The 20,873-nt window shown below is 43.3% G+C and carries 14 protein-coding genes; 5 read left to right on the top strand and 9 right to left on the bottom strand.

Annotation, left to right across the window (positions count from 1 at the left end):
• Positions 1 to 122: 122 nt before the first annotated feature.
• The 4 genes from guaB to lysS all read right to left on the bottom strand — a co-directional run bounded on the left by guaB (position 123) and on the right by lysS (position 6,410).
• Positions 123 to 1,595: an IMP dehydrogenase gene (gene guaB, locus ACFGVS_RS02485; protein ID WP_439697300.1), complete on the bottom strand. Its 1,473-nt coding sequence runs from the start codon at positions 1,593 to 1,595 to the stop codon at positions 123 to 125.
• A 192-nt stretch (positions 1,596 to 1,787) separates the two neighbouring features.
• Positions 1,788 to 3,071: a M16 family metallopeptidase gene (locus tag ACFGVS_RS02480; RefSeq protein ID WP_439697299.1), complete on the bottom strand. Its 1,284-nt coding sequence runs from the start codon at positions 3,069 to 3,071 to the stop codon at positions 1,788 to 1,790.
• Between the two features lie 124 nt (positions 3,072 to 3,195).
• Positions 3,196 to 4,473: a M16 family metallopeptidase gene (locus ACFGVS_RS02475; protein WP_439697298.1), complete on the bottom strand. Its 1,278-nt coding sequence runs from the start codon at positions 4,471 to 4,473 to the stop codon at positions 3,196 to 3,198.
• A 215-nt stretch (positions 4,474 to 4,688) separates the two neighbouring features.
• Positions 4,689 to 6,410 carry a lysine--tRNA ligase gene (gene lysS, locus ACFGVS_RS02470; RefSeq protein WP_439697297.1) on the bottom strand — a complete coding sequence of 574 codons (1,722 nt, stop codon included), beginning with the start codon at positions 6,408 to 6,410 and terminating at the stop codon, positions 4,689 to 4,691.
• 226 nt (positions 6,411 to 6,636) lie between these two features.
• On the opposite strand from lysS, the gene ACFGVS_RS02465 reads away from it, so the two are divergent.
• Complete coding sequence (locus ACFGVS_RS02465; RefSeq protein WP_439697296.1) at positions 6,637 to 7,530, top strand: SMP-30/gluconolactonase/LRE family protein; 894 nt, start codon at positions 6,637 to 6,639, stop codon at positions 7,528 to 7,530.
• Between the two features lie 70 nt (positions 7,531 to 7,600).
• Here ACFGVS_RS02465 and ACFGVS_RS02460 read toward each other — a convergent pair whose 3' ends face one another.
• Positions 7,601 to 7,918, bottom strand: coding sequence for a hypothetical protein (locus ACFGVS_RS02460; RefSeq protein WP_274213778.1), 318 nt, complete (start codon positions 7,916 to 7,918; stop codon positions 7,601 to 7,603).
• 474 nt (positions 7,919 to 8,392) lie between these two features.
• Between ACFGVS_RS02460 and ACFGVS_RS02455 the strand changes: the two genes are divergently transcribed.
• Complete coding sequence (locus ACFGVS_RS02455) at positions 8,393 to 9,022, top strand: hypothetical protein (protein WP_439697295.1); 630 nt, start codon at positions 8,393 to 8,395, stop codon at positions 9,020 to 9,022.
• 760 nt (positions 9,023 to 9,782) lie between these two features.
• Here the strand turns inward: ACFGVS_RS02455 and ACFGVS_RS02450 are convergent.
• Positions 9,783 to 10,178 carry a hypothetical protein gene (locus ACFGVS_RS02450; RefSeq protein ID WP_439697294.1) on the bottom strand — a complete coding sequence of 132 codons (396 nt, stop codon included), beginning with the start codon at positions 10,176 to 10,178 and terminating at the stop codon, positions 9,783 to 9,785.
• A 346-nt stretch (positions 10,179 to 10,524) separates the two neighbouring features.
• Between ACFGVS_RS02450 and ligD the strand changes: the two genes are divergently transcribed.
• Positions 10,525 to 13,242 carry a DNA ligase D gene (gene ligD / locus ACFGVS_RS02445; RefSeq protein WP_439697293.1) on the top strand — a complete coding sequence of 906 codons (2,718 nt, stop codon included), beginning with the start codon at positions 10,525 to 10,527 and terminating at the stop codon, positions 13,240 to 13,242.
• A gap of 396 nt (positions 13,243 to 13,638) precedes the next feature.
• Here the strand turns inward: ligD and ACFGVS_RS02440 are convergent, their stop codons facing one another.
• Complete coding sequence (locus ACFGVS_RS02440; protein WP_439697292.1) at positions 13,639 to 14,973, bottom strand: sensor histidine kinase; 1,335 nt, start codon at positions 14,971 to 14,973, stop codon at positions 13,639 to 13,641.
• A gap of 157 nt (positions 14,974 to 15,130) precedes the next feature.
• Here ACFGVS_RS02440 and clpB point away from each other — a divergent pair, with 157 nt between their 5' ends.
• The gene (gene clpB, locus ACFGVS_RS02435; RefSeq protein WP_439697291.1) at positions 15,131 to 17,746 is read left to right on the top strand and encodes an ATP-dependent chaperone ClpB; all 2,616 of its coding nucleotides are present in this window, start codon (positions 15,131 to 15,133) and stop codon (positions 17,744 to 17,746) included.
• A 418-nt stretch (positions 17,747 to 18,164) separates the two neighbouring features.
• On the opposite strand, the gene ACFGVS_RS02430 is transcribed toward clpB, so the two are convergent.
• A complete protein-coding gene (locus ACFGVS_RS02430; RefSeq protein ID WP_439697290.1) occupies positions 18,165 to 18,344 on the bottom strand; it encodes a hypothetical protein in 180 nt (59 codons plus the stop codon).
• 90 nt (positions 18,345 to 18,434) lie between these two features.
• Complete coding sequence (locus tag ACFGVS_RS02425; protein ID WP_439697289.1) at positions 18,435 to 18,830, bottom strand: hypothetical protein; 396 nt, start codon at positions 18,828 to 18,830, stop codon at positions 18,435 to 18,437.
• Between the two features lie 391 nt (positions 18,831 to 19,221).
• Here ACFGVS_RS02425 and ACFGVS_RS02420 point away from each other — a divergent pair, with 391 nt between their 5' ends.
• Positions 19,222 to 20,835, top strand: coding sequence for a hypothetical protein (locus tag ACFGVS_RS02420; RefSeq protein WP_439697288.1), 1,614 nt, complete (start codon positions 19,222 to 19,224; stop codon positions 20,833 to 20,835).
• The last annotated feature ends 38 nt before the right edge of the window (positions 20,836 to 20,873 follow it).

Genomic DNA, 20,873 nt, shown 5'->3' with positions numbered 1-20,873 from the left:
ACTACCTGCTTGTATAATTAAGCGCTTCTTTAGTTTTTTAATTACTGAATTATAGATTTACCGAATTATTGAATTACTGTATTTAAATCAATAATTCAGTCATTCAATAATTCAATAATTGCTTACCTGCTTGTATAATTAGGAGCTTCTTTAGTAATGGTAATATCGTGCGGGTGGCTTTCGCGCATACCGGCTGCTGTTATGCGTACAAACTTGGCGCGTTGCAGATCTTCAATGTTGGCAGCACCACAGTAGTGCATACCGGCGCGTAAACCGCCGATGTACTGGAAAATCACTTCGCCCATATTGCCCTTAAATGGCACACGGCCTACAATACCTTCAGGAACCAATTTAGTTACCACATCTGTTTCATCCTGGAAATAACGATCTTTTGATCCTTTTGCCATTGCTTCAACAGAACCCATACCGCGGTACGATTTAAACTTACGGCCTTCGTATATGATGGTTTCACCCGGTGATTCTTCTACACCTGCAAACAGTGAGCCTGCCATGATAGAGCTTGCACCGGCTGCAATAGCCTTTACAATGTCGCCTGTTTGTTTGATACCACCATCGGCAATAACCGGGATGCCACGGCCTTCTAATGCTTTAGCGCACTCGTAAACGGCGTATAGTTGTGGTACACCCACACCCGCAATAATACGGGTAGTACAAATTGAACCCGGACCAATACCCACTTTAACAGCATCGGCGCCGGCATCTGCAAGGGCAATGGCTGCATCGCCTGTAGCAATGTTACCGGCAATAACCTGCAGGTTTGGATGTAAAGCTTTAATGGCTTTCACCATATCAATAACCCCTTTGCTGTGGCCGTGGGCTGTATCAACCGTAACCACATCAACACCGGCGTTTACAAGGGCTGTAACGCGGTCGATATTATCAGCCGCAACGCCAACGGCGGCACCTACACGCAGGCGGCCAAACTCGTCTTTACAGGCGTTGGGGAAGTTTTTAACCTTCTGAATGTCTTTGTATGTAATTAAACCTACCAGTTTACCATTGGTGTTTACAACTGGTAATTTTTCAATTTTATTGCTTTGCAGTATCGCAGCAGCCTCGGTAAGTGTGGTACCTTCGGGAGCTGTGATCAGGTTTGTTTTAGTCATTACGGTACTAACCGGAACGCTCATATCTTTTTGGAAACGCAAATCGCGGTTGGTGATAATGCCTTTAAGGCGATGATCGGCATCAATTACCGGGATACCACCTATGCTAAACTCCTTCATGATCTGGAATGCATCTGCAAGCAGGGCATCTTCCAGCAAGGTAACCGGGTCCTGGATCATGCCGCTTTCAGATCGTTTAACTTTACGAACTTCATCGGCCTGGGCCTGTATGGTCATGTTTTTATGCAGCATACCTATACCACCCGCCTGGGCAATCGCAATAGCCAGGCCAGCTTCGGTAACAGTATCCATAGCTGCCGAAATGATGGGAATGTTTAAACGGATGTTTTTGGTTAACCAGCTGCTGGTATTAACATCGCGCGGTAATACTTCTGAATAAGCGGGGAGTAGTAAAACGTCGTCGTAAGTTAATCCTTCGGCAACAAATTTAGATGGGTCTAACTGCATAGCAAATAATTATTTTGGAGTTATTATTTGCCGGGCAAAGCTAACTTTTTATTTCGGATTTCGGATGTTCGATTTCGGAATTATTTAAAAATTGCCTTTCTGTGATATTTGGGAAATTTGGGATTTCGGATGTTCAATTTCGGAATTAAAGACCAAATCCGAAATCGAACATCCGAAATCCCAAATCAAAAATTAATACTTTCCTACTATCACTTTATAAAAACGCTCAAAATGGAAATATTCATTGGCTAATTCCAATAACCTTGCAGAATCGACACTTTTTACTGTAGCTGCATACCTGTCGTAATAATCATAATCCAAACCGGCAAAATAGATGCTCTTGAATTTATCGGCATGCGAAAAAACATTCTCCAGGCTACCCAACAGCGAGCCTAACATGTAGTTGCGTACCAATGAAAGCTCTTCGTCGGGGATAAGTTCGGCTTTCAGGATATTGATTTCCTTTTCAATTTCGGCAAGGGCCGGTTTGCACACATCTGCCCCTACCTCGGTAGCTACAAAGAAGGACCCGGCCTGTTTAAACGAGCCCAGCCCCGAGCCGATGCCATACGTATAACCTTTATCCTCGCGAATGTTGGCCATCAGCCTCGACCCGAAATAGCCGCCCAAAACCGTATTCAACACCTGTAGTTGCTGAAAGTCCGGGTGGCTGCGGTTAATCATCGGTGTACCTATCCTTATGGCCGATTGCAGGGCTTCTGGCTTCTCGGTAAAGTAAAATAACTCTGTAGCCGGTACAATTTCGGGTTGGGTAGTATCGGCGGGTTTGTTGCCATTAACCCAGCCTTTATCAAACGTATCAGTAATAAGGGTCAAAGTTTCCGGTTCAATTTTCCCTGAAATGATAATGGTGCAGTTTGATGGCTGGTATTGCTCTTTATAGTGTGCAACCAATTCATCGCGCTGCAGGGCTTTATAATTATCAAAGCTTGCACCCACTCCGTATATGGTATCGCCATAAACCGCCTTGTTAAAATTGCGGCGGCCAACAACATCATTTTTTTGCAGGCTAACCTGTAGTTTTTGCTGCTGGTTACGTTTAAAAGTTTCCAATTCTTTCTCGGGGAAGGTTGAATTGGTTAAAATATCAACAATAACCGGCAAGGTATGGTGCAGGTGCTTATTAAGGCTGTACAATACAACCTGCGAGTTTTCGTACCCGTATTCCACCTGCAAAAAGGCGCCGTAAAAATCAACCTTATCGGCAATCTGGGCCGCGGTTAATGTACTGGTACCTTCGGTGAGCATAGTATTTACGGCCATGTTCAACAGCGGCAGCGCCGGGTTAAAACGCAGGTTGCCAAAAATCCATTCTATACGTACCAATTCCTGGTCGCCGGAGTTAAAGCAAAATATATTACAGCCGTTACCGAGCTTTTTATGCGCGGGCCGTATCAGGTTTATATTATCGATAGCCTTAAAATCAGGGGCTAATGTTCTATCTAAGTTGGTCATTGGTCAGTAATTCTTTTTTCTGAACCCGGATTAAGCAGATTAATCAGATTTTTTGGATTTGATTAGACTAATCCTGTAAATCCGTTAATCTGAAAAATCGTGGTTCAGACAAATTCCAATTCTGTTAATTCTCTAATTCTGAAAATTCTGATTCAGAAACTTCTGCTTTCTCGGCCAGGTATATCAGCGTTGATGAATTATCTTTCCTGAATATCTTGTTGGCGGCTTCTTTGATCTGCGCAGGAGTTACCGCCAGGTATTTGGCGGTTTCCTGGTTCAGCAGGTCGGCATTGCCCAGCAGTTCAAACGAGGCCAGGTTCATGGCTTTATCCAACAACGACATTTCAGAAAACACCATGGTCGATTCGGTCTTGTTTTGCACCTTGGTCAACTCATCAGCCGGAATCTCCGTGGCTTTTACTTTTTCCAGCTCGTCCCAAAACGCGGCTTCGGCCTGCTCAATACTAACGTTTTCCAGGGGTTTGCCTTCTAACACAAACATACCTTTATCCAGGCTGCCGGTAATATAGGCATGTACCTCGCTAAAAATTTGCTTATCCTGTACCAAGCTGCGGTACAACCGTGAGGAGTGCCCACGCGACAAGATATCACTCAGTAATTCCACCGGGTAATAATCATCATCCAGCCTTGCTCCCATCTGGAACGCGATGTACACATCGTTCAACGGTACTTTGGCGGTAACGGTTTCGCGGCGTTCGTCATGCTGTTCGGGCTCCTGCGGCAGGTTGCGTGTGTATTTATCGCCTGCGGGGATTGGGCCAAACCATTTTTCGGAGAGCTTTTTAACCTCTTCGGTTGTGATATTGCCCCCAACTACCATAATGGCATTTTGCGGGTTATAATGTTTTTTAAAGAATGCTTTCACATCCTCAATTTTGGCATCCTCGATGTGCTTGATGGTTTTACCAATGGTAGCCCAACGGTAAGCGTGCTGTTTATAAACCAGCGGGCGCAGTTTTAGCCAAACATCGCCGTAAGGCTGGTTAAGGTAACGCTGCTTAAACTCCTCAATTACCACGTTACGCTGCACCTCAAGACTTTTTTCGCTAAAGGCGAGGTTTAACATGCGATCGCTCTCGAGCCAAAATGCTGTTTCGATATTGGCCGATGGCAGGGTGATGTAATAGTTGGTGATATCGTTACTGGTAAAAGCATTGTTTTCGCCTCCTACCCTTTGCAGTGGCTCATCGTAGCTTGGAATATTTACAGATCCGCCGAACATCAGGTGCTCAAACAAATGAGCAAAGCCCGTTTGCTCGGGATCTTCGTCGCGTGCACCAACATCATACAGAATGTTGAGCACTGCCATAGGCGTGGTATTATCTTCATGAACAATAACCCGGAGGCCATTATCCAGTGTAAACCGGTTGAATTTAACCATGGATAGTTCTTATTTTAACAAAGCAAATGTAAAACTTTTGACGACAATCGGAGCGGAGAGTCAAGAATTAAGAGTCAAGAATCAAGACGGAAGAAAACTGGCACTCAGCAACGGTCTCAAAAAGCGCCATTAATTAATAAAAAAACGACCGCGAAGTGCCTTTAAATAAGGCACTTCGCGGTCGTTGTAAAAGGTAACGTTAGTTTTCTTGTATATTATTTAAACCAGGCCATCACCTCGTCTTTGGTAGGCATGGTAATATCCAGCTTCAATTTTTTGCGCATGCCGCCAAGATCATTAAATACTTTGTTGGGGTTGGCGGCTTTTAGTTCATCTACCGCATTAAACCCCATTGCATTAAGCACGGGTACCCACTCGGCCTTAACACCTATATTTATAAAGTCGTCAGCAGTAACAACTTTAGCTTTTTTCTCGGGGCGCATCTGCGGGAAGAATAATACTTCCTGGATAGTGCTCTGATTGGTCATCAGCATCACCAACCTGTCGATACCGATACCCAGGCCCGATGTTGGCGGCATACCGTATTCCAGGGCGCGTAAAAAGTCGTCGTCCATGGCCATGGCTTCGTCGTCGCCCCTGCCTGCAAGTACCAACTGCTCCTCTAAACGTTCGCGCTGGTCAATCGGGTCATTTAACTCCGAGTAAGCGTTGGCTATCTCTTTACCATTTACAAACAACTCAAAACGCTCTACCAGGCCATCTTTGGTACGATGTTTTTTGGCAAGCGGGGTCATTTCGATTGGGTAATCGGTAATATAAGTTGGTTGGATTAGGTTATGCTCAACCTTGGCGCTGAAGATCTCGTCAATCAGTTTGCCTTTACCCATGGTTGGGTTAACTTCTATTTTCAGCTCGGCACAGGTTTCGCGCAAAGCGGCCTCATCCATGGCCGATACATCTATCCCTGTATATTTCAGGATAGAATCGTACATGGATAATTTTTCGTACGGACCGGCAAAGTTGATCTCGTTGCTGCCCACCTGAACCACGGGAATACCGTGAACAGCTTTTGCAACAGTTTCCAAACATTCTTCAACCATGGCCATCATCCATATATAGTCTTTATAGGCTACATAAATTTCCATGGCTGTAAATTCCGGGTTGTGTGTACGGTCCATACCCTCGTTACGGAACATTTTACCAAATTCATATACACCATCAAAACCTGCAACAATAAGGCGTTTCAGGTAAAGTTCATTGGCTATGCGCAAAAACAAAGGCATATCCAGCGTATTGTGGTGCGTGGCAAACGGACGCGCCGCTGCGCCGCCATGTACCGGCTGCAATATGGGAGTTTCTACCTCCATCCAGCCCTGCGCGTTAAAATAATTGCGCATGCTGCTGATCACTTTCGACCGGTTGATAAATATTTGTTTGTAGGCCGGGTTAACAGTTAAGTCAACATAACGCTGGCGATAGCGTAGCTCAGGATCGGTAAAGCCATCATGAATGGTTCCGTCGTCCTCGCGCTTAACAACAGGTAGCGGTTTAAGCGATTTAGAAAGAACAATCAATTCACGAACGTGAACCGAGATCTCGCCGGTTTGGGTTAAAAATACATAACCTTTAATACCAATGTAATCGCCGATATCAAGTAGTTTTTTAAATACGGTATTGTATAAAGTTTTATCCTCATCAGGACAAATATCATCGCGTTTCAGGTAGATCTGGATCCGGCCGGTTGAATCCTGCAACTCGGCAAATGATGCGTTGCCCATGATACGGCGGGTCATGATACGGCCTGCGATAAGTACATTTTGGTAGGCCTCGGGTTTTATTGCAAAATTATCGGTAATATCCTGTGCCCAGGCGTTAATATCAAATGCTTCGGCGGGGTACGGGTTTATGCCCAGTTCCCTTAATTTTTGTAAAGATTCGCGGCGGATAATTTCCTGCTCGGATAGTGCAATACTCATGTTTTGAACGGTATTTTTAATAAAGGTGCAAAAATAGCGTTTTTAATGGTTTCTTAAGACCGTAGAGACGCAATATTTTGCGTCTCCCGCCAGATGGGGAAATTTACAGAATTCCATTTGCATGATTTATTTGCATATCGGAGACGCAAAATATTGCGTCTCTACAACGAAAACCTTTTTTCTAACTCAAAAACAACATACATTAGCAAACCAATTATCTGATATCGTGAAAAAACTACCGTTGTTGATTTCGTGCTTATTAACATTATCATATAGCGCATTTGCGCAGGATACCACCAACCTTTACAGTGCCGGCACCAAAGCAGTGTTAATTGCCAAACAATTCGCATTCACCGAAGGGCCTGCTGTTGACAAAAAAGGCAATGTATTTTTTACGGATCAGCCCAATAATAAGATCTGGAAGTATAGCACGGATGGCAAACTTTCTGTTTTTATGGATAGCGCCGGCCGCAGCAACGGAATGGATTTTGACAGTAAGGGCAACCTCATAAGCTGTGCCGATGGTAAAAACGAACTTTGGTCTATCAGCCCGAAAGGAAAAATAGAAGTATTACTTACCGGCTATAAAGGGCAAATATTTAACGGACCTAATGATGTTTGGGTAAGGCCGGATGGTGGGCTATATATAACCGACCCCTATTACCAACGCGACTATTGGACGCACAAAAAGCCCGAGCTTGATGGCCAAAAGCTTTACTACCTGCCAAAAGGTAAACATGAAGCCGTTATGGTTGATGATAAATTTGTAAGGCCTAATGGCATAGTTGGCACTGCCGATGGCAAACATCTTTTTGTTGCCGATATAGGGGATAACAAAACCTATCGCTACGATATTAATAAAGACGGTTCATTAACCAACAAAATGCTTTTTGTGGCGATGGGATCAGACGGGATGACGATTGACGAACTGGGCAACATATACCTTACCGGTAAGGGCGTAACTATTTTTAACCCGAAAGGCGAAAAAATTGGCCACATTGATATTGATGAACCCTGGACAGCCAACATTTGTTTTAGCGGTAAAAACCGGGATGTATTATTTATAACGGCGTCAAAAGCGGTGTATACTTTTCAAATGAAAGTAAAAGGGACTAATTAAGTCGCAAGTCTTAAGTCGGATTTAGTTCTTTTGACTTTAAGTTTAAAGCTTTCGACTATAGACTACAGCACTATGCTTTCTGTTGTAATATAGATATAATTTGCTGCTGCTCGCCGTTGCTGAGCAGTTCGCCTTCGTAGTGCCAGGGTCCCGACTGGGGGAAATATATGGTGCCCAAATAATCGGGATTATCTTCATCGGCTAAAGAGGGGCCGTCGCCATCAATCTCCATTTCTTCCGTAAACAGCATTGACTCATTGTCTACCGAAGTTTTGTAAATTTTATATACCCCCGTATCCGCAAGGTTATGTTCCAATACCGGTTCAATGATAATATTTCGTAAACTGCCGTCGGCATGCTTTAAATCTGCGTAGACCGGATTTTTCATAAGCAAGTGGTTTTGTTAGATTAATACAGTAGTATAAGTATTTTGTTTTATGGCTCTATGATGGTTATTGTGGATGGTTAAAATTGGCAGGTACAATTTAAAGCGGATGTGACAAATTAAGTTAAATCGAAAAAACATATTTACCTGATAAAACATAGAACCCGGTTTTCGGTGTTTAATCCATACAATTGTACTCAATCCGTTACAGAACTTATTTCATTTATGCGGATAACTGCAGAAAAGTATAAATATTTTTTGACAACAAGGAAAAAAGACACCTAACTCTTTCCCATTCTTCTTTATTCCCAAATCAGCGATTTTTAACCTTCATTTAAAGCAGGCAAAAACTATTTTTTTGTATTAAAAAATGTAAATTGGTAAGTCATTTATTATATTACATTAATGAATTTTATTGGTAAAATATCGCTTTTTTTAACGTTGTCTAATGTCGTGCAATTGCATTTACATTTCAACTTGAAGCCGGTTTTAACACCGTCAACCTCAAAAAAAGATTCAGTCCGACAAAGTAAAACCGAAATTATAAACGGTATTAGTTATACTGCGATAAATACCTTTGGTGATGGCGTTAGCCCTGGCAGGTTTTATATAAAAGATAAAAGCGGCAAAATAGTTTATAAAGCAACCGCCGATGACGAAGTGGTTTATTTTAAATTCATTGATTTTAATGGAGATGACTATAAAGATATCACCGTAGAACTAAGGGGAGTAGATTCGGGTGCACAGGACCTGATTATTTACGACGTAAAATCAAACACATTCAAATTAGCCGGCGATTGTTCAAATGCGGAAAGGATACCAACAACAAAATTTTACTATAGTTACAAGGATTGCTGTATGGGAAGAGTTTGGAGCAGCAACCTTTTTTACATTACTGCTTCAAAGATCATCAACGTGGGCAATATTGAGTATGACGATAACGGTGACTATGGCATTTCGTTTTATAAACTCAACGGTCAAAAGCGTGTTTTTATAAAAAAATGGAAAGTGCGGATTAACGGTGAGACGCCTGTTTCAACAGGTAAACATATCGATTTTATTTTGAAGCATTATTGGAAGAATCATTGGCGTAGTTTTATTGAATAACGCAGGTTAAGCAAATAAAGATAACTCAAATCATTTGAGCGCTTTTTTTACCGAATTTCATAAACTGCCCAGTAATCAACGGGTAATCATCCAAATTCATCAAACAACCTTTAGATAGGTTGGATGCTTTCAGATTCGGTTTTGAAAGTTTTAAAAACCTATAGAAACAAGAAGCGCCCTCTGATGGGCAGGGGCGCGTTCTAACCAATTATAAACCTAAATTATGAGAAGAGCTGTAAGGGAGGTCTCGAACCTTCTGGTGCTGCCGTTCAGCGCCTTACAAATACTACACTGCAAATATACTACACATCTTTTATTTTGCAAATATTTTAAGTAAAAAAGTTAACTATTAACAATTTAATAATACAGCAAGCATTTAAGTGCGATATTGATAAATAAATAATTGTCATTTAAACACATTATCTGCCTGTATATCAATATGTTTATTTAACGCAATAATAATACCAATAGTGCCCTACGATTAAAATATTTTGATTATTTATTGGTTATGTTGATGACTTTTGCAGATTTTGATGCGATTTATTAAAAAACGCGCCTTTATTAGATAAAAAACTGTAACCCTCCTGCTTCAAGGCAGAATGCTTTTGTATTTTAAGCAGCACAAATAATTCTTAATGAAGTACGAAGGGCATCAAATTGGGAAAATTTTCGCCGTGGCGCACAAAACAAAGCCGCCCTGGCATATCAAAGCGGCTTATTATGGTGCGGGGGTTAAATCCTTTCCTAAAAATACAATTAGTTAGTTCTGCGGCTCCGGCGATGTCTTCGCTTCTTTCCTGGCGGCCTTTTTTTGTTTTTGGGCTTCTACAAAAGCGAGGTATTTTGTTTTTTGTTCGGCAGTAAAAATGGCCTCCAGTTTAGTTTGCGCGTTGTCACGGATCTGTTTATGTGAATACCGTTGTTCTTTTTTATCATTTGTACCTTTAAGGGCCTTCAAACTATCAAGTCCTCTACCCTGCTCCAGCAGCACCGCGTTTACCTGGGTTATCTGGCTGTTGCTCAGGTTAAGCTGTTTGGTTAATACTTTAGTTTGTTTTGCAGCCCTTAACGCCGGCGTCGCCTTTACTTTTTCCTGGGCGTGTGCAAATAAGCCCAGCCCTGCTATAAAAGCTATCATCATGAATATCTTTTTCATAGTTTATATTTTTTTATGGTATGACTGATTTTTGCCGTATTGGTTTAAATAATAATGAACAATGTCCCGGTTAAAAAAACAAGCCTTTTTCGGTACTATGCATAACCAACAAAGTGTGTGTACCACCCGTAAATGAAACACTCAGAAACACCCTGGTACGGGGTGAAACACCCTGAAACACCCTGGTACGGGGTGAAACACCCTGAGACACCCTGGTACGGGTGACACACCTGTTCCGCTCCTGTGTTGGCACCAACCGAAATGCCAATGAACTAATGAACCAATGAACTAACCTAAAACCTTCTTCTCACTCATGATGTTATCCTAATAATCAAACATCAGCACCATGAGCCTGGAAACATATGCCAAAAAGCGCGACTTTACCAAAACAGCCGAACCAAAAGCCGGTAAAAGCAAGGATAAAAACAGCCTGACTTTTGTGATACAAAAGCACGATGCTTCACGGCTGCATTACGATTTCAGGCTGGAGATGGATGGCGTACTCAAAAGCTGGGCGGTGCCCAAAGGGCCGTCAACCGATCCAAAAACCAAAAGGCTGGCTATGATGGTAGAAGATCATCCTTATGATTACCGCAACTTTGAGGGCATCATCCCCGAAGGCGAATATGGCGGCGGTACGGTTATCGTTTGGGACGAAGGCACCTATGAACCCATCGAAAAAATTAAAGGCAAAAAAGAGCAGGAAAAGCACCTGTTGAAAGAACTTAAATCCGGATCATTAAAAATAAAGCTTCATGGCGAAAAGCTGGAAGGCGAGTTTGCCCTTGTAAAAACCCACGGCATGGGCGATAATGCGTGGCTGCTTATAAAACACGATGACGATTTTGCATCAAAAAAAGATATTACCAAAGAAGATAAATCCGTAATATCGGGCAAAACCATTGAAGCAATGGAAAAAACCGGTGACAAGGTTTGGCAAAACGGACATGAAAAAAACATTGAAAAGCCGAAGAAGGCCGCATCAACAAAAAAAGTGATTGAAGCAACCGAGCCCAAGGAAAGCGTGGCTGAACAGGAAGATATTGACATTACCGCGATATTAAAAAAAGCCCCCAAAGCTAAAATGCCAACCGGGATAAAACCTATGCTGGCCACTTTGGTTGATGAACCTTTTGACGACCCTGATTGGGTTTACGAGGTAAAATGGGATGGTTACCGCGCACTTGCTTTCGTGAACAAGGGAGAGGTGGAGCTATTATCCCGCAACAATAAAACGTTTAACCAAAAGTTTTACCCTATCTACAAACTGCTACAGGGTTGGAAGACTAACGCCGTGTTGGATGGCGAGATCCTGGTTTTGAACGACAAAGGCATCTCCAACTTCGGCAACCTACAAAACTGGCGCAGCGAAGCCGATGGCGAACTGGTTTATTATGTTTTTGATATTTTATGGTACGATGGCAAAAACCTGGTGAATTTGCCCTTATCGCAACGGCAAGCCATACTCAAACAGGTTTTACCAACCAACGATGACCGCGTGCGCACCAGTAAAGTGTTTGACGCCAGCGGCATTGATTTTTTTAAGGCGGCCGAGCGGATGGGCTTAGAAGGCATTATCGCAAAAAAAGCCAATAGCACCTACGCTTCAGATACGCGCTCAAAGGAATGGCTGAAGATTAAAGTACACAAACGGCAGGAAGTTGTGATAGCCGGCTTTACCAAAAACGAGGATACGTCTAAACAGTTCAGTTCATTGCTGCTGGGTGTTTATGAAGATAAAAACCTGCAATATGTAGGTAAAGTGGGAACAGGCTTTTCGGATAAAGTACAAAAGGAAATGATGGTACAATTTAAGCCTTTAATAACTGATAAAAGTCCTTTTGACACTATTCCTGATGTAAACAAACCATCGCGTTTCAGGCTTAATCCACCCAAAGCCAAGGCAACCTGGCTAAAGCCCCAACTGGTTTGCGAAGTAGCTTTTAGCGAAGTTACCAGCGACGGCGTGTTCCGTCACCCGTCATTCCAGGGTATGCGCGTTGATAAAAAGGCAACAGAGGTAGTTCGCGAAGTTGCAGAACCTATCGGGACAGCTATTGAACAAGCGGAAGAAAAACATGAAGATAACCATACTTCGGCCATAAAACCGCCAAAAGAGAAAGGAAGAAAAACCTTGCTAAACCCAACCGACGAAACCCAGGTGCGCAAAATTTGCGGCCACGATTTAAAGTTTACCCACCTGAGTAAAATTTACTGGCCCGAGGATAAGGTAACCAAGCGCGATATGTTTAACTACTATTACCAGGTAGCCGAGTACATTTTGCCTTACCTGAAAGATCGCCCCATGTCGCTTAACCGGTTTCCCAGCGGTATTCACGGCCCAAGTTTTTACCAAAAAGATGTAAAAGGCAAAGCGCCCGATTGGGTAAAAACATTTCCGTATACCAACGGTGAAGGCGAACACAAAGAATATTTGGTGGGCACCGATGAGGCAAGTCTATTATGGATGGCATCATTAGGCTGCATCGAGATGAACCCCTGGTTCAGTCGTATCCAATCGCCGGATAACCCGGACTATTGCGTGATAGACCTTGACCCCGACAAAAACACGTTCGACCAGGTAATCGCCGCAGCGCTGGAGGTAAAAAAAATATTGGATGCCATTGATGTTCCCTCCTACTGCAAAACTTCCGGCTCAACCGGCATGCATATATATATCCCAACCGATGCCAGGTATAGTTATGATCAAACCCAGCTGTTTGCACGTATTGTTGTAAACATTGTTCACAAACAAATTCCCGATTACACTACCGTGGAACGGATGGTGGCAAAGCGTGATGGCAAAATGTACCTTGACTTTTTACAAAACCGACCCGGCGCTACCATAGCAGGCCCCTACTCACTCCGCCCCAAAATTGGCGCTACCGTATCTATGCCCCTGCATTGGGACGAAGTAAAACCAGGCCTCACCATGAAGGACTTTACCATATTTAATTCGATAGACAGGCTAAAAGTTGAAGGTGATTTGTTTAAAGGGGTATTAGGAAAGGCAATTGATTTGGAGAAAACAATGGAAAAAGCAAAATCAGTTTTCGGTCAATAGTCATTGGTCATTTAAGGGCAAGTTTGATTGGGCTAACGATTGTTTTAATTTTTCTAATAAATCTACCCCTGATATCTTTTCTTTTCGAGGTGCGTTGGCCTGTCACCCTGAGTAACCTTTATTTGAGCACAAATGATCGCATTGCAAATGACACTTTTTTTGCAATTGATAATCAGTAAGTTATAAATGTGTCAATGGCAGCCTGTCGAAGGGTCGCGCGGAGAGGCCTTTACCCGCTATGGTTCGACAAGCTCACCATGACAGCCCTTTTTTACGATGTCATTCCCCCTTCAGAGTTTCGCGAAATTTTACGACTACCAATGACTAATGACAGCGAAGCGAAATGACTAATGACAAGCACAGCGACAATGACCAATGACAGCGAAGCGAAATGAACTAACTAACCGGCAATTTCACTACAAAAACAGACCCTTTGCCTTCTGTACTTTCCACGTGGATAGTACCCTTATGGCTTTCAACTATCTGGCGTACAATACTGAGCCCCAAACCTGTTGATTTTTCGCCACGCACGCCGGTGCGGCCGGCCTTGGTAAAGCGGTTGAATATTTCGGGCAGCATAGCCTCAGGAATCCCCATGCCATAATCCTGAACCTCAATAATCACATCCTTATTAACCTGGCTTAACCGCACGTCAACACGGCTGTTATCCTTTGAAAATTTCACGGCATTACTCACCAGGTTGTCAATCACGCGGGAAAACCTTTCTTTATTAATCAGTGCATAAGCGGGGTTTACACTGCTGATAAAAATAACATCAACGTTCAGTCTGCCCTGGGTCCGCCAGGAATCTACAGCGGTTTTAAGCAGCTGATTTAATTCTGTTCTTTCGGTTTCAATAGGTCTCCCGTTTTCATTGCGGGCGGCATCCAGCAGGTCGTCAATGATCGACCGGGCTTTGGCGCACGACTCCTTAATCATATTTAAATTATCCTGCGTATCCTCGGTCACCTCATCAAGTTCCATCATCATCGCTATCGATTCAACCGAGGCAATAGGGTTGCGCAAATCATGAGCTACCATACCCAGCACCTGGTTTTTAAATACATTGGCCCCTTCTATCAGTTCATTTTTTTCACTTATTTGTAAAACCTGCTGGTAACTATTGGCTTTGTAAGTAAAAAAGTACCGGGAGGTTAAATAAAAAGCAGACAATAACACCACTGAAATTAACTGATTATAAACCATTTGCGTGGGCGATGTTTGGCTATAAAGCAACAAAGCAGTAAAAAACAACTCTACGCCTATAATAAGGATAATCGATTCGTAATACTCAAATACTACGGTCGCGCTTATGAGGCATAAAGCTATCAGGTAAAGTGTAAGCGAATTGCTTGGATCGGACGTGGCTATAAAGCTGGAATACATGCCACAGGTAATAATGTACAACGAAAATAAAAATACCGTAAACGCCATAAGCTGGGTGCTTTTTTTTTGCCTTTTATATTCCAGTATCAGCAGGTTGGCAGCTATCAGGAAAAACGGGGTTATTATCAGGAACACCCAGTTGCTTGTGTTAAATTCGGGAAAGTTTTGCGCTTTGGTAAGGCTTGCCGGGAAAACAACATACAGCAACCTTATAATGATATTCAACAATAAAAATATGATACTGGCTGCCCGTACAGCAATCAAATTCTGGTACGTGTAAAAATCTTTGTACAATGATCTGTACTTAACAGGCAGGCTATTGAAAAAAAAACGCGTATTCAACATGAGTTGATATTTACCAAACGGATAAAAGTATTAAAAATGCTACAATTATTATAGGCCGCGACAAAATGACGCTTAATCTTTTTTTTACGTGACTTTTTATCATGTTTGGCCAACTGGCAAGGGATTTGACTAATACAACTCATAACACTAAATCACTATGAATTTTAACAACTTTACAATAAAAGCACAGGAGGCTGTACAAAAAGCCTCTGAAATTGCTACCGGTAATCAGCAGCAGGCAATTGAGCCGGCGCACCTGTTAAAAGGTTTACTGCTGGTTGATGAAAATGTTATTTCCTATTTACTAAAAAAGCTTAATGTTAACCTTAACCGCCTGAACGAGGTACTGGATACCCAGATAACATCGTTCCCGAAGGTTAGTGGCAGCAACGTTTACTTATCGTCAGATAGTAACTCGGCACTGCAAAAAGCGCAAGGATACTTAAAAGAATTTAAAGATGAATTTGTATCGGTTGAGCATATCCTGTTGGGTCTGCTGGCAGCCGGTGGCAAAGTAAGCGGCGCGCTTAAAGATTTTGGTGTAAATGAAAAGGATCTTAAAAAAGCCATTATCGCTTTACGCGGCGATAGCAAAGTAACCGACCAAAATGCCGAAGCAACCTACAATGCCCTCAATAAATATGCCCGTAACCTGAACGAGTATGCCGAAAGCGGCAAGCTTGACCCTGTTATTGGCCGCGACGACGAGATTAGGCGTGTTATCCAAATCCTATCCCGCCGTACCAAAAACAACCCGATATTGGTTGGCGAGCCGGGTGTTGGTAAAACTGCCATTGCCGAAGGTATTGCTTTCAGGATAATCAAAGGCGATGTACCCGAAAGCCTAAAAACAAAAACAGTTTACTCGTTAGATATGGGCGCATTAATTGCAGGCGCCAAATATAAAGGTGAGTTTGAAGAACGCCTAAAAGCCGTTATAAAAGAAGTTACGCAAAGCGATGGCGAGATCATTTTATTTATAGATGAGATACATACGCTGGTTGGCGCAGGTGGTGGCGAAGGCGCTATGGATGCTGCCAACATTTTAAAACCAGCCCTGGCCCGTGGCGAATTACGGTCGATAGGCGCGACTACCCTTAACGAATACCAAAAATATTTAGAAAAAGATAAAGCGCTGGAACGCCGTTTTCAGAAGGTAATGGTTGAAGAACCGGATGCCGCCGATGCCATATCGATATTACGTGGTTTAAAAGAACGTTACGAAACTCATCATAAGGTGCGGATTAAAGACGAAGCCATTATTGCCGCTGTAGAAATGTCGCAGCGGTACATAGCCGACAGGTTTTTGCCGGATAAAGCTATCGATTTGATGGATGAAGCCGCATCAAAACTGCGCCTGGAAATGGATTCGGTACCGGAAGTGGTTGACGAGCTGGAACGCCGCATTATGCAGCTGGAAATTGAGCGCGAGGCTATTAAACGCGAACGTGACGACCGTAAGGTAACTGACCTGAGCGAGGAAATTGCCAACCTGTCGGCCGAGCGCGATTCGCTCCGCGCCAAATGGCAGGGAGAAAAAGATTTGGTCGACGGCATAAACATTAAGGTTGAACTGATTGAAAATTATAAGCTGGAAGCCGAACAGGCCGAACGTGCCGGTGATTATGGCAAAGTAGCCGAATTACGCTACGGTACCATTGTACAGGCCCAGGCCGAGGTTGAAAAACTGAAAGCCGCCCTTTTGGAAAACCAAAGCGATAGCCGCATGCTGAAAGAGGAAGTTACCGCCGATGATATTGCCGGCGTGGTAGCCCGCTGGACAGGCATCCCGGTGAGCAAAATGATACAAAGCGAAAGAGAAAAACTGTTAAACCTGGAAGGCGAGCTGCACAAGCGTGTTGCCGGGCAGGAGGAAGCGATAGAGGCGATAAGTGATGCTATACGCCGCAGCCGCGCCGGTTTACAGGACAAGCGCAAACCAATAGGGTCATTCATATTTTTAGGCACAACAGGTGTGGGTAAAACCGAACTGGCCAAGGCCCTGGCCGAATACCTGTTTAATGACGAAGGCGCCCTGGTGCGCATAGATATGAGCGAATACCAGGAACGCCATGCTGTTTCAAGGCTTATAGGAGCGCCTCCGGGCTATGTAGGTTATGATGAAGGCGGCCAATTAACCGAAGCCGTGCGCAGGAAGCCGTACAGCGTGGTACTATTAGATGAGATTGAAAAAGCGCACCCGGATGTATTTAACATTTTGCTGCAGGTATTGGACGATGGCCGCTTAACCGATAATAAAGGCCGGGTGGTAAACTTTAAAAATACCATCATCATCATGACCAGCAATATTGGCTCAAACATCATCCAGGAAAACTTCCAGACTTTGGAAGATAGTAACCGCGATGAACTGATAGCCAAAACCAAAAATGAGTTATTTAACCTGTTAAGGGCAACCATCCGCCCCGAGTTTTTAAACAGGATAGATGAGATCATTATGTTTACACCGCTAAGCCGCAACGAGATACAGGACATTGTGAAACTACAGTTTGCCCAGGTACAACATACCCTGGCCGAAATGGGCATCACGATGGAAGCAAGCGAAGAAGCATTGGACTGGCTGGCCCAGTTAGGTTACGATCCGCAATTTGGTGCCCGTCCGTTAAAACGTGTCATCCAGAAAAAGATCCTGAACGAACTATCCAAACAGATCCTGGCCGGCAAAGTAGATAAAGACAGCACCATTAAGGTGGATATGTTTGACAACAACTTTGTATTTTTAAATACGCCTAAAGTTGGTGAAGTAGTTGATTGAGTGAGTGGTTGATTGAGTTGATCCAATCCATTATATTAAAAATAGCCCTCCGGTTTTCGGGTGGCTATTTTTTTAGTTGGTATTCGCTAACTGATACCGACTAAAAAATCTTGATACTTGATACTCACCACTTGATACTAATCCTGGCGTTGCTTGCGGCCCGGGCTTTTTGTTCATACGCCTGCAGGCATTACGCTCGTTGGCCGGTATCCACGCCAATCCCTAACGCAATTTTGTCTGAATCAGAATTTACAGAATTCAAGAATTTTCAGAATTGCCTGCCTTGTTCGCCAATTTATCTGAACCAGAATTGCTAAACAGACTCATCAAATTTCAGGATTTTGATTAACTTGATGACTATTTTACTCACAACTCACAACTCACAACTCACAACTCACTACTCACTACTCACTACTCACTACTTCTCCTCATCCTCCTTTTTCTCGTCAACCATTTCAATCAGGGTTTCGTTATCATTAAAACGTTCTTCGTTTTTGGCAAGTACGGGGGCTGCACCGGCAATTGAAATACCGGTTACAGCCAATAATAAAAACAGGCCCAGGCAAACAAGCCTGAGGAGCTTTTTTAGCTTTTTCATGCATATAGCAATGTGCTCAACAAACGCCGAGGCGTGTTAGGCGGGTAAGAAATTTTTACTTATTCCATTAAATGGATAAACGGGAAGGCACTAAGCGATAGCGGGATATTCCTGATCGACGGGATATAAAAACGGGATAAATTGAAAATTGCTAATGCTTTTATGCTTTAAAAAAAGATGCATTAAATGCACATATCTACCGGCAATGAGTTTATTATGAACAGAAATCCGGGCGGCCCGGTTGTCTTTTACAGCTAAATGAACCGCTGTTCTGCTACAAAAAGCCAGGGAAGCCCTTTTGTAGCTTATGCCCCGCCGACCTGCAACATCTCTAACAGCCGGAGTCTCGCTATTTACCTGCCCTGTTGTCGGTCGGTTATTGTTTATATAACCCGAAATTGCAAAAAAACTCAACAACAAAGTAAATGCCAGCAAACCATGCCTGGCCTTATTTTTTATGCTGATTGAGATTTCGTGGTTAAACATGGATAAATATAGTAAATGATAACTTAAATGCGTGTCGGGCCAACTAAAAACAGGCAGGTTGTAATATCTGGCGAAATTCAAGATAAACAACCTGGTGTTAAGTCAACAGTACTAAGTCGTAAGTCTAAAGTTGAATTTTTTCTTTTTTTTGCTTAGAACTTAAGACTTTGGGCTAAAGACTATCCGTCAATTTATCGTTGACACGACACTCGTCCAACTTAATCAACCATTCACTCAATCAACCCAATCCAACTTAATCAACCGCTAACTTAATCAACCACATTTAACAATAAGTTAATATATTAGCAATAGTTAATTACATAATAATCACCAAGTTTGACACACAGTTAATAAACATATACTTATACATTAATCACCTAAAAAACACACTATGCTAAAATTTACAAATCCGAGGCTGCTTTTTGCTGCCTTAGCTTTGGCCGGAGCATTGGCTTCGGGCTGTCAAAAAAACGCAAACCAGCCGGTTCAAAATGCTGCTGACAACCAAACAGCATCGGTAACAAAGCTTAAAATCCAGGCGGTATCACTTACCCAGGGCTTCGAAGTAGGAGCAACCAGTCCTAAAACGGCTTATGATGTATCGCCTACAGGCTCAAGCAGCGGCGACAACGTTACACTATCGGGCAACTCATGGAATTTGTATGATGCCTTAATTGGCAACTTATCGGGCGATTTAAAGGCGGGCTCATGGGCAGCACGCATCCGCAATACAGGTAAAATTACCATGTTGTTTGATGTTACCACAGGCATCAGCACGGTTACCATTAAAAGCGGCACTTACGGCAGTGATGGCGCCAGCACCTGGGGCTTATTTTACTCAGTAAACGGCGGCAGCAGCTATACACAGGCCGGATCAACCATTACCAGTACTTCAACCTTAACCTTATCAACTTTTACAATCACCGGTGTAACCGGCACGGCGCGTATAGAAATCCGCAAACTAAGCGGTGGTACAAACCGTATAGATATTGATGACATTACCATAAACGATAATGGAGGCACCGGTGGTGGCGGCACTGTACTTACAGGCAAAAAATTCCTGTTTGATGCAAGCCATCTTGAAAATGCAGGCAGCGCCGATTGGCAAATTGATGCCGATGGCACTGAAAGTGTACCAATTTACACCGGTGGTACCACTGTAGAAACAAAAGCCCAAAGTATCCCTACCCCATCTTATACAGGCATAACATCAAGTACTGCGGAAACCTATTGGAAAGGCGCTATTTCGTCATGGGCTGTTGAACTGGTGAAACGCGGCGAGTTGGTAGAATCATTGCCAAGCGGATCGACCATTACCTATGGTACAGCAAACGCGCAGGATTTGAGCAATTATGATGTATTTGTGGTTGTTGAGCCTAACCGTTTATTCACTGCTGCAGAAAAAACCGCTTTAATGAACTTTGTTGCCAACGGTGGCGGCTTATTTATGATAGCCGACCACACCGCGGCTACAACTGCCGGTACCGATGCCAATGGCTACAACCCGTCTGACAGGGATGGCGACGGTTACGATTCGCCCCGTGTCTGGAACGATTTGATGACCAACAACGGCATCAATAACAACAATCCTTTTGGTTTCAATATCAATTATGTTGATATCAGCGAAGGGCCTTCAACCAACGTTTATACAGGCACCAATACCAATGCGCAGATAGTATTAAACGGCGCGGCCGGTACGGCTTCAAAACTGGCTTTCTACAACGGCTCAACCGCTACCTTGTACCCCGCAAATAATTCAAGCGTACAGGGCTTATTCTGGCGCAACAGTGCTACTAATGGCGGTACTGCCAATGCAATGGCGCTTTTAGCAACATACGGCAGCGGCAGGATTGTATTTATTGGTGATAGCTCACCTGCCGATGACGGCACAGGCGATACTAACGACAGCTTATTTAACGGCTGGTCGGGCGATGCGCCATCGGGGTATACTTCGCACCCTGCTTTGCATTTAAACGCCTCGCTGTGGCTGGCTAAGGCGCAGTAATTAGCCTCACCTAAACCTCTTCAAAAATGGAGTACCTT

It is taken from the genome of Mucilaginibacter sediminis (genome assembly GCF_051903035.1).
In the GTDB taxonomy this organism is placed as follows: Bacteria; Bacteroidota; Bacteroidia; order Sphingobacteriales; family Sphingobacteriaceae; genus Mucilaginibacter.
This window is presented reverse-complemented; position numbering and strand designations above follow the sequence as displayed.